Raw genomic sequence first — 13,002 nt, 5'->3', positions numbered from 1 at the left:
CGGGGGTTCCAGGCCTCATATGCGCAAAATACAGCTATTTTGAGCTTTACCCAAGGGTTTTATCAGAGTGCGTTTGTACACCTTACATAGCACGCGCGCGCGATGGTCCGCGAGACCTCCCTGATCGCGCTCTGCGTATGGAAACCAAGGGCTTTCTGATGAACAGCGCCACAGAGCGCGCCCTTGCATTCATTTACAAACGGTCGTTTAGTGATGGCACCTTAAACTGCAAACGGCCCCGTTTTCATGCCCCTGATAGGCTACGCCCGCGTATCGACAGAGGATCAGACCCCCCTGCCCCAGTCTGAGGCCCTGCAAACTGCGGGATGCGTCGAAATCCATGAAGAGCACGCCTCAGGCGGCAATCGCGCGCGTCCGGTGCTTGCTCGTGTACTCGAGCGTGTCCAGAGCGGCGACACGCTGGTTGTCGTTCGGATCGACCGGCTGGCGCGGTCTCTCTCACATCTGCTGGAGGTGATCGAACGGCTGGAGGCCAAGGGGGTGTTCTTTCGTTCCATTCAGGACCCGATCGACACCGGATCCCCGCAAGGCAAGTTTACGCTGCAGGTTCTGGGCGCCGCGGCCGAGTTCGAACGCGCTCTGATCCGCGAACGTACCAAGGCGGGGCTGGCGAGCGCCCGTGCCAAGGGCCGGGTCGGCGGGAACCCGGGCCTACGCGCCCGCGATCCAGCGGCGCTACGCAAGGTGCGGCTCGCGCGGCAAGACGGCTACATGGAGCGGCTGAACGAGACGGCTCAAGACTGGGTGCCCCATGTGCGCCGGTTGCGCCCCGACTTGGCCTGGGAAGACGTTGTGCGCATCATCAACGGCCCCCTGCCCGAGGCGCGTCGCTGGACCCAAAGCCGTCTCTTGCGCGCTGTGAAGGCCTATGTCCGCGACGGTTTCCTGCCTACCGAGGTGCTGGCCCGCGCTGGACGTCGCGAAACCGACGATCGCCTGCCTGCGATTGTTGCGGCCATCAAAGGTTCGGACCCGGATATCACGCTACAGGCGATCTGCGACCGGTTGGAAGCCATGCGTGAGCGGACTCCACGGGGACGTACAAGCTGGCAACCGTCATCCGTCAGGATGCTGTTGGAACGGGCGGAGCGACTTGGGTTGCTGGTCAGGCAAATGGATTGACGATGCGCAGCCGATCCTCGACCAGCAATCCGTCGTGCATGTCCTCAGTCCACAAAGTCGTGCACCCAGCGATCAGCGCGGCAGACACGATCATCGCGTCATAGACCGATAACTGGTACTTCTCTGCCAACGCGCGACCGACTTGATGGGTTTGAACCGTTAGGCCCTCGACAGGGCATACGGACGTAATACCCTCAAGAAACGCTCCGGTATCTTCCCAACTGAGCCCAGCTTTCCGTCGGCAATTGACCATCGCTTCGTTCAGGACCTGAACGCTGATCCGGGGTCCCTGCCCCAGAATTTCCTCCGCCCTCTCAGCCTTTGGACCATCGTCGAGCAGATAGAGCACAACATTCGTGTCTGCGAATTCAGCGCTCATGCGCGGCGTCGCGGCTTAGACGCGCGTCCTTGGGCAGTTTTCCGCGAAACCGCCTTAGCCCTTGTAGAACTTCATCGGCGCGAGGTTGGCGTCTCACAAGAATGGTTCCATCGTCCTTTACCAGGTCGACCTGATCGCCTTCCTTTAAGCCGAGTTCCCTCACAAGATCCGCGGGTAGCCGGACGGCAAGGGAGTTTCCCCATTTGGCAACTTGCATCTTGTTCTCTCAGGCATGGATAAACATCCAATAATGTATATCCAGAACTGTCAAAAGGCAAGCTCTGGTGCGCTCAAAGCCATGCTGGAGCCCTCCGACAAGAGTTCTCCCCTGTCCCTTTTCGTGAGATGCGGTGCGTTACACCATGCAGCAGGAAGCCTAACAGCCTTGTGTTCGGTGAGGACTCGCCCACTAGATGTGGAAAAACCTTGCGCGAATCCGACTCTTGCGCCAATAGTCACGGAAACGAGGCAAAAAACGTCAATTTCCGTGAACACGCCAAAGACGCGATGTCTCGGAAGCGAGAGGGCAGATGGATAATACCTTTGTGCATGAGGATCTCAACGCGGTGATCCGCCAGCATTCGGAATGGCTGGCGAACCAGTTGCATTCGCAACGTGAGAGCCTGTTTCCACCCGATGCCGAGAAGACCATGCGCAAATTCACCTCTGGTGAGGCTGCGGCGCTGCTCGGCGTAAACGATTCCTATCTTCGCAAACTCAACTTGGATGGCAAAGGGCCTTCTCCCGAGCTGACCGCCGGCAACCGTCGTCTTTACTCGGCGCAGGATATCCAGGCGCTGCGTGTGCTCCTTGAAAAAACCGCTCGCAAGCCGGGCGATTACGTTCCCGGACGACGAGAAGGTGATCATCTTCAGGTCATCGGCGTGATGAATTTCAAGGGCGGGTCCGGAAAAACAACAACCTCTGCCCATCTCGCCCAACGGCTTGCCCTGCGCGGATATCGTGTGCTGGGCATTGATCTTGACCCACAAGCTTCCTTCACCGCGCTGCACGGCGTTCAGCCGGAATTGGACCTCGAAGATGGCGGCACTCTCTACGATGCGATCCGCTATGAGGACCCGGAGCCGATCCGGTCGGTCATCCGCAATACCTATATCCCCAATTTGGACTTGATCCCCGGCAACCTCGAACTGATGGAGTTCGAGCACGACACCCCGCGCGCGCTGGCGCAGGGCAATGCCGGACTTTTCTTCTTCCGCGTGAAGGAGGCGCTGGCCCAGGTCGATGAAGACTACGACGTGGTCGTCATAGATTGCCCTCCGCAGCTTGGCTTTCTGACCATGTCCGCCCTGTCCGCGGCCACGGGCGTTCTGGTGACCATCCATCCAGAGATGCTCGATGTGATGTCCATGTCGCAATTCCTCCGCATGACAGCCGACCTCATGGACGTGATCGCCGAGAGCGGCGCTGACATGTCTCATGACTGGATGCGCTATGTTTTGACCCGCTACGAGCCGCAGGATGCGCCGCAGAACCGCATCGTGGCTTTCCTGCGAACAATGTACGGCGAAGCCGTGCTGAATTCGCCCATGTTGAAGTCCACAGCCATCTCAGATGCGGGCCTGACCAAGCAGACACTTTATGAAGTGGAACGCAGCGCGTTCACGCGTTCCACCTATGATCGCGCGATTGAGAGCCTGAATACGCTGAATGACGAGATCGCCGACCTAATCCAGAAAACCTGGGGGCGCACATGACCAGTGGCAAGAAGAAGCGCATGTCAATGCTGGACAGTCTCGCGGCAGCTGGGGCCCCCTCCCCTGCCCCTCAGACAGGTGCTGTGACACCGATGATGACCTCGAATCGCGCCCTTCGGTCCGCCCGCGACGCGGTCGATTCCCATCATGTTTGGGAACTGGACCCGGCGAGCATCGAAGACGGGCGTATGGCGGACCGGCTTGACCCGGCCGATGTACTGGATTTGCGCGATGCGATTGAGGCGAACGGTCAGACTGTTCCGATCCTCGTGCGACGTGCGCCGGGTGAAGATGATCGCTACCTTTTGGTCTATGGGCGACGCAGGCTGGAGGCGATCCGTCAGTCCGATAAGGTTACCAAGGTTCGCGCGTTAGTCACCAACCTGGATGACGACAGCGCTCTGCGTGCTCAGATTTCGGAGAACATGGGGCGGCGCGATTTGTCTTTTATTGAAAAGGCCCTGTTCGCAAAGGACCTAGTGTCGTCCGGCTTCGGAAATCAATCTCAGGTTGCAGAAATTCTTACCGTCACGAAGTCGTCCATATCTATGGCGATCGCGATCGCGGACATGGTCGGGCCGGATCTGGTACGCGCCATTGGCGCCGCCCATGGCATTGGCCGACCCCGATGGGAATCCCTTGGTCGGGCCATCGACGAGAATGGTCTGGACCGCGAGGACCTTATCGGGATCGCGAAAGAGGCACGTGAAAATGCCGAGACCTCCATGGTGGTGGATGACGTTGCCTCTACCAATGACCCGTCCATCCAAGCGTTCCTGGCCGTAGAAAAGGCTGTGACCAAGGCGATTAAACCGGCCAAGTCGCCCTCCCCTGCCCCACCTTCCAGCGTCCCGCTGAAGATCGGCGGCAAACGCGGCGGCACGGTCAAACGCACTGCCAAGGGCCTATCGATCGAGTTGGCGGGTGGAGACTTCGCCGATTGGGTCGAGACGCAAGTGCATGACATGATTGAAGACCTTCACGAACGCTGGAAGCAGCGGTCGGAAGACTGAGGAAGAGCAGAAATCAAAGAAGGAGGCACGAAAAGGCAAAAGAAAAGGTCCCGCAAAGCGATCGCTCCACGAGACCCTAACTTGTTTCTAGCACCTTCAAGGTAGTGTCCGGAGCTATTTTCCGCAAGTCCAAAGTGATTCGCGGACCGGGATATTTTTGTCTTTGTGAATGACAAAATGGAATACACGCCCGTAACGCCGTTCCGGCGAACGATAGATGCTGCCATCCTGAAACATCAGGCAGCGACCCAGGAAGACCTGCCCCCAGCCGGCGCCAACAAGTGGGAGGTCCTGAGGGAGCTCGCTGCCGCTCGAGTCGCGTTCGGCTTGTCCGATCGGGATTTGACGGTGCTTCAGGCGCTGGTCAGCTTTCACCAAGCGACAATTCTCGGAGGCAATGACAGCGAATTGATTGTACATCCGTCCAACAAGGCGATTTGCGAGCGCCTGAACGGCATGCCCTGCTCGACGATGCGGCGCCACCTCTCCAACCTTGTGCAGACTGGCTTTGTTGTCCGGCGCGATAGCCCCAATGGGAAGCGCTATGCCCGCCGCTACGGCGACGAAAAGGTTGCGTTTGGGTTCGACCTCTCTCCGCTCGTTCGACGCTTCCCGGAGGTTTGTGAGGCCGCTGAGACCGTCCGGGCCGCAGAAGAGCGGTACAAGCGCCTACGTGCCACTGTGAGCCTCATGCGGCGTGACCTCGCAGGGCTGGCCGAGTACGGGCGCTCACTTCGTCCGGATCAGGGCGTCTGGGACCAATTCTCTGATCTTGCGGCCCTAATGGCCCGAGATCTTCGCAGAAAACTCGAAATGGAAGACCTTAGGCGCATCGAAGACGCTTTGGGGTCAGCTTTAGACCACGCCCGAAGCCTTCTGGATGGCTGTGAAACAGAAAATATGAGCATCAATGATGCTGTTTCTGAGCAGCACTATCAGAATTCAAATAAAGACTCTTATGATCTTGAACCTCGCTTAGAAAAAGCGCGGAGCGGAGGCACTGTGCGCGAAACTCCAGAAGTTGCCAATAGTCCTCTGTGTTCTGAAGATGAGGGCAACTCAACGGCAACTATTGACGATCAACTGATGCCGAACATACCGCTTGGTCTCGTCCTCGCTTCCTGTCAGGAATTCAAAGCGTATTCCGAGCAGCCCGTGCGCCACTGGCACGATCTGGTCCGGGTGGCTGATGTGGTCAGGCCCATGATGGGTATTTCCCCGTCCGCGTGGGACGAGGCGAAACGCTATATGGGTCCCGAAGAAGCGTCTGTTGTGATCGTTGCAATGCTTGAACGGTTTGCGGATATCCGATCACCTGGAGGCTACTTGAGAACCCTATCTTCAAAGGCAGCAATTGGGGAGTTCTCCTGCGGTCCGATGATCATGGCCTTGATGCGGCGGGATGCTGCATGATGAGTTCACAGCTGTGAACTCGGCTGACAAGTAGGATAGCTCGGGATAGTTCGCAGCTGTGAACTTCTTTCCAACACGGTCAGAGGCTGCGCTCGCGGACTTGGCCAGAAACAGGGTGCTTCGGTTGCCAGTCACACGGGCATGTCACCATCTCCAAAGAGGTTTGGAAAGAGCCGCTCTCGATAATCCAACGGAAACGCCAAACGCACCGGCGTCTTCGGAGATGCGGAAGTCAGGTATCCGGCGGCGGTCAGTTTACTCAGCGTGTTGCGAGCGGTACGCTCGGATGTCTTGAGCACAATCTGCGCATCGCCTCGTTCCAGTGCCCCTTGCCGAAGAACCGCCGAGATGAGTTCCGGCGCTCGCTTGTCATCGATGGTATCTGCAACAAGACGACGATACCGTTGGTCAAGTCCGCCGAGATCGAACAATCTTGCTGAGAAGGTGATCTGGTCGAGCGTCACCTTTAGGAACCATTCACTAAACGTCTTCAGTGCCGCTTCTGACAGGTTCCCCCGTCCGTCGCGGTCTCCGCGGCGTGGACTGTCGGCCAGATCCATCATCCGTTTGTACTCGCCCCGATCGGTTAGCCCGCGGGCCAGCCCACGTGATACGGACCAGAGCCCTTGGCCACCAATCCCCGCTGTGAGAGCCATGGCATGAGACATCAGTCTGCTGACACGGCCGTTACCATCCGGGAAAGGGTGGATGTAGTTGAGCCGGTGATGCGCAGAGGCGATCGCGATGATCCGTCCGCTCGAAGACCGCGCCGCAATCTGAAATCGTTTGTCGAAATGGTCCATGAATGCCGCGACGCGCGACGATGAAGGAGGTAGGTGGCGCCCGACCGCAACTTCCCGATCATCATCCTGGCGCATGCGTCCCGGAACGATGGGCTCTTGTGTGCCGTCGGGATGTTCGATGACCCGAAACTCATCCGGCATCTCGTCGTAGAAGCTCTTATGGACCCAAGTCAGGAATTCGACGGATGTGGGGCGGGGCAGGGTGCCCTTGCGATGCATCTCGTCGATGGCCCGTTGAACGATGACGTGCGCCCGGGCCTCAAGGGCGAGGGGACGGGTTTCTTCCTCAAGCTCGGCACCGGCCAGCGCCCTTTCGATGTCGCGGGGGCGCGTGTTGTGTCCTTCGATCAGGTTGGAGTAGTAGCAGTTCATCACACGGACGAGATCGGCAAGTTCGGCTGCGCTGTCAGGATGCAACCCTTGTCCCAGCCCGGTGGCTTCCCTCTGGATGTCGACCGAAAGGTCTGCCAGTTCTGTGGGAATATGCTCCTCGAAGAAGCAGGGTTCGATCCTGGCGGGTGTTTCCAGCATTTTTGCCGATCTTCCATGTTTGCAAAGTAATTGAAAAATAAACACATTTCGTACTTTCAAGCAAGGTTTTGCCGATATGCGTTGCCGATCTTGCCTGCCGATCTGGAATTGCTGCATGAAATCAATGGCTTCGGCAGATGTGCCGGGCTTTTCGGTTTTGTTGTGTGCCCAAAGGGGCCGGAAAAAGAGAAAGTGTTCTTCGGGTTTTGTGACTGACGGATGAGGGCCTTTGGGGTCCCTCGGATGGGTCCGGGCCGGATTCCGGTCTGTCTTTCCTGATGAAGGGCATTCCGATGCAAACAGGTGTCTTGCGCGTGTTACGCGCGACCGCTGCCTCGTGGTGGCGACACAAGGAACTACGCCGAACCGGCCAGACGGGCCAGGCACTGCAGCTCGAGCGCGAGACCGTCCTGCGTGATCTCGGCTATCTCAGGCAGGCGGCGACGCTGCCGAATGCCCATGTGATCTGCGGAGAGGGCGGCACGTTCATCCATCTCGGTTGGACCACCGTCTCGACCCTCGCGCCGATCGAGCGCTTTCCCTTGGCCGCCCTCGCGGTCGCACGAGGGACCCCGTTCATCGATATCCGACCCGTCACTGATGTCATCGCATTCGCGAACCTGCCGCGGGTGGTGCGGGACGGATCGGGTGACCCTTAACCTTCGGGTTCCGGCAAGTCCGTCTCGCTGACCACCTACATCGACATGGTCGAAGGACTCGGCGCGAGGATCGTCAACGATCCGCGGTCCCGTCAGTCAACCTAGTCACCACTTCCTCTCACCAACACTCGAAAGGAGGCCAGCCATGGCCCGATCCCGCACGCCCAAATTCGATGCCTCCGAGGTCATCACAAACGAAATCATCCGCATCATCGAGCGCGGTGTCCTGCCGTGGCGCAAGCCCTGGACCGCAGGTGGCAGCTGTCGCCCCCTGCGCGTGGGCGGGGAACCCTACCAGGGGGTGAACAACTTCCTGCTGACGATGCGGACCGTGATGGCGGGCCACAGCTCTCCCTTCTGGATGACGTTGCCGCAAGCCAATGCGTTGGACGCAAAGGTCCGTAAGGGCGAGAAGTCTGCTGTCGTCGTTTATTACGGTCAAAGCCGGAAAGACGCGGGCGGCGAGGACGACGGCAGCGATGGCGATGATCGTTCCGAGGAAGCCCGTATCTTCCGCTTCCAGAAATCCTACCGCGTGTTCAATGCCTGCCAGATCGAGGGCTTGCCCGACAGCTTCTTCCCCGACCCGGAGCCCGCGCCCGAGCATCCGCCGTCCGAGCCCATCCCGCACATGCAGACTTTCTTTGATGCGATCGACATCACGACCGTCTTCACAGGAACGGAGGCGTACTATTTGCCGCCCGTGGACAAGGTCTACATGCCGTCCATCACGCGGTTCCAGGACCCGCGCAATTTCTACGGGGTCTGGGCCCATGAGCTCGCCCATGCCACGAAAGCCCCCCATCGATTGAACCGTGATTTCGGGTTCTCGAAGTTTGGCAACACGTCCTATGCGCGCGAGGAGATCGTCGCGGAATTGACCTCGGTGTTCCTGGGTCAGACGCTCGGCTTCACGGCGCATACGCTCGAGATGAATGCCGCCTACCTCCACAATTGGTTGCGCGTTCTTCGGTCGGACAAGGGTGCGATCTTCAAGCACGCCGCAGATGCACAGCGCGCTTGCGACTACTTGATCGCCAGATCGGAGGCGGGCAGGGCAGGGCGCAGCGCCAAAGCGGCCTGACCACACGGAGAATGGAGACTTCCATGTCATGCAAGGAACCCAAGACGCTGCGGGTGGCCTGCTTCAAAGAGGGCCGCCGCAAGATCATCACCTTCAAACGCGGCGCCTATTGGTGGAGCTCGTCCGAGGGCGCGTATCCGCTTTCGGCAGCGCTCGAGGCCATCACGGACCAAGGCGGCTGGGTCGAGACCATCCCCAACCCGAATTACAGACCCAAGGGTCTGTTCGGGTAGGGCACCTTCTCCTTCGGTCCTGCCGCCAAGCAGAAAAGAAAATGCGGGCTTTGAGAAGGGTGTTTCAACTTCTCAAAGGAGATCCCCATGTCCATGACCGTTCAACCCCTGCCAGACAGTCCGAATCCGACCGTGATCGCGGCGCAGAACGACGCGTTTCGCAAGCTCGCATGCCTCGGAGTGCCGCCCGCGCAGCCCATCCAAGGCCGCATGCATGTGACCCGTTCGCTCATGGAGACCGATGACGGCTTCATGGCCGAGGCGGTGAAGGCCACCGGTGAGTTTGCCACGTTCGAGCCTGAGAATGATCCCGAGGGATGGCACGATTTCGGGGCGGTCGAGATCCGGGGCGAGACCGTGTTCTGGAAAATCGATTTCTATGAAGCAGACTCGGATTTCCGCTACGGGGCTGAGACCCCGGATAATCCCGCCACCACCATGCGCGTGCTGACCATCATGCTGGCGCGCGACTGGTAGGGCAGGAGGGCTTCCCAAAGTGTCGATCTGAAAACTCAAGGCCCACTGACCCCTCAAAGGGAAAGTGGGCCTTTTGTCTTGGTGATCCCTGAAGCCGGGGATTGGTCACGCGCAAGCGCGCGGGCCGCATCTCACCCACCGAGAAGGACATCCCATGACCACAAGTTTTGCCCCCCTCACCGTCGCCATCGGCGATCTGGTCCGGCATCCCGCCAATGTGCGCAGCAACGCGCCGGAAACCTATGACCCCGAGAACATCGCCCATCTGAAGGCCAGCATCGCTGTGCTGGGTCTCCTGCAGCCGCTCCTGGTCCAGAAGCTTGACGGCAAATATGCTGTCCTCGCCGGTGGCCGGCGCCATGCAGCCCTGAAGGAGCTGATCGCCGACAAGGCCACCAAGGGGTTCACGGCGAAGACCAAGGTCGACTGCCGCCTTGTGCCGGAAGACTGCGATGTGACCACGGCGCTGTCGCTCGCCGAGAACATCACCCAGGCGCCGATGAGCGCCATCGACGAGTTCGAGGCCTTCGCCCGGATGATGGAGGTCGACGGCCAGACGCCCGAGACCATCGCAAAGACCTTCGGCACCACGGTGGCCGCCGTGAAAGGCCGGTTGCGCTATGGCCTGATCCACCCCGACATCCGCGCCGCGGCCCGTGCCAAGACAATCACGCTCGACACGATGAAAGCCTTTGCCGAACATCCCAGCCAGGAGGTGCAGAGTGAGGTCTTCGAGGCGCTCACGAAAGACGGCGGCTATCTGCAAGCGTATACGGTCCGGCAGGCGCTCAAATCCCGCGGGGTGCAGGTCAGCGATGATATCGGGGCTTTCGTGCGCGCGGAATACGAGGCGCGGGGCGGCGCTATCGCGGCCGATCTGCTGGAGGAGCATTCGGTGCTCGAGGATGCCGTGCTGGTCGAGACGATCCTGCTCGAGAAGCTCGGTGCCGCCGCCGAGGAGGCGCGCGCGAAGATGGGCTTCGCCTGGACCGATGCGATGATCCGCTATGACTACACGGCGATGGCCGACTACGGCCGCGTCTATCCCGGCCCGATCGAACCGGATGAGGCCGCCCAGAAGCGCATCGATGAGATCACCGCCGAACTCGAGAAACTGCAGCTCGAGATGGAGGATGAGGGGCTCGAGGACGGTGCCTACAATGCCCTTTACGACCGCGTGGACGCTCTGGAAGAGGAAGCGCGCGATCTGCAGGAGGCCTACAGCGCCGAGGACCTCGCGCGGTCCGGGGTGATCGCGTCGTGGCAGGGTGGGCAGATCACGCTCCATGTGGGCCTCGTCCGCCCGGAAGACACCGTCAAAGAGGAGGGCGCGCGCGGCTCCTCGGCCAATCCGACCGGGGAGGAGGCCCCGGACGCCGGCGAAATCACCTATCCAGCCTCACTGGCTGAGGACCTCAAGACCGAGCGAGCCATGGCGCTTGGGGCCGCGATGGCGCTGCATCCGGAAGCCACACTCGATCTGACGCTCTTCAAGCTGGTCAGTGACGTTCTGGCCAGCGGTATGAGTGTCACGCAGGCGATCAAGATCGATGCCCGCAAGGAATACCGCAGCCATGCCAAGATGGACGAGATCGACGAGACCTCGCTCGAGCAGGTGGCGGCGGCGCATGATGCGCTTGACCTTTCGTGGCTCGATGACACCCGCGCGCCCGCCGATCAGTTCGCGGCGTTTCGCGCGCTGGAGGCCGGCGAGAAGGCCAAGCTCGTGGCCTATGCCACGGCCAGCACCACGCAGTCCTGCTTCGCGCGGGACCGCCAGCGCGACAGCCTGATGCATGCGTTCGAGATAGAGATCATGCCCGACATCCGCGCCCACTGGACGCCGAATGCGGCCCTCTTCAACCGCTTCAAGAAGGCTTGGCTCCTGAAGATCCTCGGCGAGGATCTGGGTCTGGCCCAGGAGGCTGTGACGCTCGCCTCATCGAGCAAGAAGGAGATCGTCGCCTTCTGCGACAAGCTCTTCGCCGAGCCCTTCGCCACGCTCACGGACGCGCAGCGCGCTGCCGTGGCCGCCTGGTGCCCGCCCATGATGCAGACCGCCGGTGTCGCCTGTGATGAGGCGGAGCCCGCTGCGGAAACCCCCGAGCCTGACAGCGAGGTCGCGCAAGCGGCCTGAGTCCTCACGCGACCCGCGCGAGGCATTCCCCGCGCGGGTCGACCCTCCCACACCCAACCGAAAGACATCCTCATGGCTATTCTCAAGTTCTCTGCGTCCGCTGTTGCGGCACAGATCGCCCATGCGCGCGCCTGCAAAACCTTCCTGCCCAACTGGAACGGGCCCGTGGACAGGCCCGCCCTGATCCTGATCGTCGGCAATGGTGTGCATCTGCGCTCAAACGGCATCGATGGCACGACCACCCGAATCGTCACCACCGAACAGGCCGATCCCTCTTTCGCCTTCGCCGACGGCATGAACCCGTTTCGGGACACCGACTGGATGGCGCAGCGCCGCATGGCGTTTCGCGATCTGACCGGCCAGTTCTACACCGACATCCTGGATGACGTGCAGGTTCTCATCGACCGGGGGCGGGGGGCCATCCGGCTGGCCACCGATGGCCACAGCATCCGCGTCTTCGTGCGCCGGGCCTCGGACTATCTCATCGGCGGGACCTACGAGGTGCCCTCGGGCCTCGGCGGCACCTTCCGGGTCATCCTCAAGGATGCCTGCGACACCTTCGCGATCGTGCAGAACTGCGGCAATTGCGAGGATTTCGACGCGATGCAGCCCCACCGCGTGCCGCTCGATGCGCTGATGGAAATCGATGACCGGAGGGCGGCGTGATGGGTTGGCTCTTCTACACCGACGGCCGCGTCCAGACCTACGCGGATGAGAAAGCGGAGATTGCTCAGTGACCTGCCCCCCTTCGGTCCCTCGTTCATAACGAGAGTCTGCGGGTTTGATCTTGATAATCATGGGTTTCGGTTTGGGCAAGCGCGCCGGGCGCGGAGCCCTCAAATTGCTCAAGCGCTCGGCGCGCTTGCAGTGGCGTCTGGTTTCCGAGCGACGAATGCGGCCTGACGGCATTGTAGTCATATCGCCATAGCGCCAGCTTTCGCCGGGCATCGTTCAGGGTGTCAAAGATCTCCTCGTTCAATAGCTCGTCGCGCAGGCTGCCGTTGAACGACTCGATGAAGGCGTTCTGCTGTGGCTTCCCTGGGTCGATGTAATGCCACGGCACATCGTTCTGGTCGGCCCATTTCAGGATGGCCCGGCTTGTGAACTCCGTGCCGTAGCACGTCGGGAAGAGGCGCTTGTTTGAGGTTATGGCCATGCGCGCAGCCCTCAGATAGCGACGCGGGTGGCCATAACCGGGTCTCAGGTCTCAACAGTGGTTTTGCACAAACCACACCGCTGAGGAGACCGGCTATGACCGCCACCGATACTACTGCCTCGACCTTGTTGGTCGCCATCGACATTTCCAAGCACCGCCACGAGGTGCTGATTGGCGTACCTGGCAAGAAGCGCCGCCGTCGATTGACGATCACGAACACGCTCGACGACTTTCGGCGCTTGGCCGCCATTCTTAT

General features: G+C 60.4%; 12 protein-coding genes and 4 pseudogenes. 12 read left to right on the top strand and 4 right to left on the bottom strand.

Annotated elements, in window-relative coordinates; genetic code table 11:
- Window positions 1-246 precede the first annotated feature (246 nt).
- Window positions 247-1,143, top strand: coding sequence for a recombinase family protein (locus A3764_RS10420; RefSeq protein WP_067920462.1), 897 nt, complete (start codon window positions 247-249; stop codon window positions 1,141-1,143).
- Here the strand turns inward: A3764_RS10420 and A3764_RS10415 are convergent.
- Window positions 1,127-1,522, bottom strand: a complete 396-nt coding sequence (locus A3764_RS10415) for a PIN domain-containing protein (protein ID WP_012187367.1) — start codon at window positions 1,520-1,522, stop codon at window positions 1,127-1,129. The two genes, A3764_RS10420 and A3764_RS10415, sit on opposite strands and share 17 nt — an antisense overlap.
- A complete protein-coding gene (locus A3764_RS24040) occupies window positions 1,512-1,739 on the bottom strand; it encodes an AbrB/MazE/SpoVT family DNA-binding domain-containing protein (RefSeq protein WP_009815510.1) in 228 nt (75 codons plus the stop codon). Before A3764_RS24040 ends, A3764_RS10415 begins: the two co-directional genes overlap by 11 nt.
- A gap of 313 nt (window positions 1,740-2,052) precedes the next feature.
- Here A3764_RS24040 and repA point away from each other — a divergent pair, with 313 nt between their 5' ends.
- The 3 genes from repA to repC all read left to right on the top strand — a co-directional run bounded on the left by repA (window position 2,053) and on the right by repC (window position 5,666).
- Window positions 2,053-3,240, top strand: coding sequence for a plasmid partitioning protein RepA (gene repA / locus A3764_RS10410; RefSeq protein ID WP_067920464.1), 1,188 nt, complete (start codon window positions 2,053-2,055; stop codon window positions 3,238-3,240).
- Window positions 3,237-4,253 carry a plasmid partitioning protein RepB gene (gene repB / locus A3764_RS10405; protein WP_057821967.1) on the top strand — a complete coding sequence of 339 codons (1,017 nt, stop codon included), beginning with the start codon at window positions 3,237-3,239 and terminating at the stop codon, window positions 4,251-4,253. Before repA ends, repB begins: the two co-directional genes overlap by 4 nt.
- A gap of 177 nt (window positions 4,254-4,430) precedes the next feature.
- Entirely contained in the window at window positions 4,431-5,666 is a 1,236-nt protein-coding gene (gene repC, locus A3764_RS10400) for a plasmid replication protein RepC (RefSeq protein WP_067920466.1), read from the top strand.
- Between the two features lie 131 nt (window positions 5,667-5,797).
- On the opposite strand, the gene A3764_RS10395 is transcribed toward repC, so the two are convergent.
- Window positions 5,798-7,000: a Fic family protein gene (locus A3764_RS10395; RefSeq protein WP_067920467.1), complete on the bottom strand. Its 1,203-nt coding sequence runs from the start codon at window positions 6,998-7,000 to the stop codon at window positions 5,798-5,800.
- A gap of 278 nt (window positions 7,001-7,278) precedes the next feature.
- Between A3764_RS10395 and A3764_RS10390 the strand changes: the two are divergent.
- The 7 genes and pseudogenes from A3764_RS10390 to A3764_RS26420 form a co-directional block, all read left to right on the top strand.
- Window positions 7,279-7,764, top strand: a pseudogene (locus A3764_RS10390) (hypothetical protein).
- Between the two features lie 40 nt (window positions 7,765-7,804).
- Window positions 7,805-8,743, top strand: coding sequence for an ArdC family protein (locus A3764_RS10385; protein WP_067920469.1), 939 nt, complete (start codon window positions 7,805-7,807; stop codon window positions 8,741-8,743).
- 23 nt (window positions 8,744-8,766) lie between these two features.
- A complete protein-coding gene (locus tag A3764_RS10380) occupies window positions 8,767-8,976 on the top strand; it encodes a DUF6330 family protein (protein ID WP_067920471.1) in 210 nt (69 codons plus the stop codon).
- A gap of 87 nt (window positions 8,977-9,063) precedes the next feature.
- On the top strand, window positions 9,064-9,453 hold the full coding sequence (locus tag A3764_RS10375) for a DUF3768 domain-containing protein (protein WP_067920473.1): 390 nt from the start codon (window positions 9,064-9,066) through the stop codon (window positions 9,451-9,453).
- Window positions 9,454-9,607: 154 nt separating this feature from the next.
- Window positions 9,608-11,590: a ParB/RepB/Spo0J family partition protein gene (locus tag A3764_RS10370; protein ID WP_067920475.1), complete on the top strand. Its 1,983-nt coding sequence runs from the start codon at window positions 9,608-9,610 to the stop codon at window positions 11,588-11,590.
- A 72-nt stretch (window positions 11,591-11,662) separates the two neighbouring features.
- Window positions 11,663-12,256, top strand: coding sequence for a regulator (locus A3764_RS10365; RefSeq protein ID WP_067920477.1), 594 nt, complete (start codon window positions 11,663-11,665; stop codon window positions 12,254-12,256).
- Window positions 12,256-12,324 (top strand): annotated as a pseudogene (locus tag A3764_RS26420) (DUF6927 domain-containing protein); the annotation flags it as partial. The gene A3764_RS10365 and the pseudogene A3764_RS26420, both read left to right, overlap by 1 nt.
- A 26-nt stretch (window positions 12,325-12,350) precedes the next feature.
- Here A3764_RS26420 and A3764_RS10360 read toward each other — a convergent pair.
- Window positions 12,351-12,704, bottom strand: a pseudogene (locus A3764_RS10360) (integrase core domain-containing protein); the annotation flags it as partial.
- 137 nt (window positions 12,705-12,841) lie between these two features.
- Here A3764_RS10360 and A3764_RS24635 point away from each other — a divergent pair.
- A pseudogene (locus tag A3764_RS24635) lies at window positions 12,842-13,002 on the top strand (IS110 family transposase); the annotation flags it as partial.

Source organism: Sulfitobacter sp. HI0129 (assembly GCF_001635395.1).
Taxonomy (GTDB): domain Bacteria; phylum Pseudomonadota; class Alphaproteobacteria; order Rhodobacterales; family Rhodobacteraceae; genus Sulfitobacter.
This window is presented reverse-complemented; position numbering and strand designations above follow the sequence as displayed.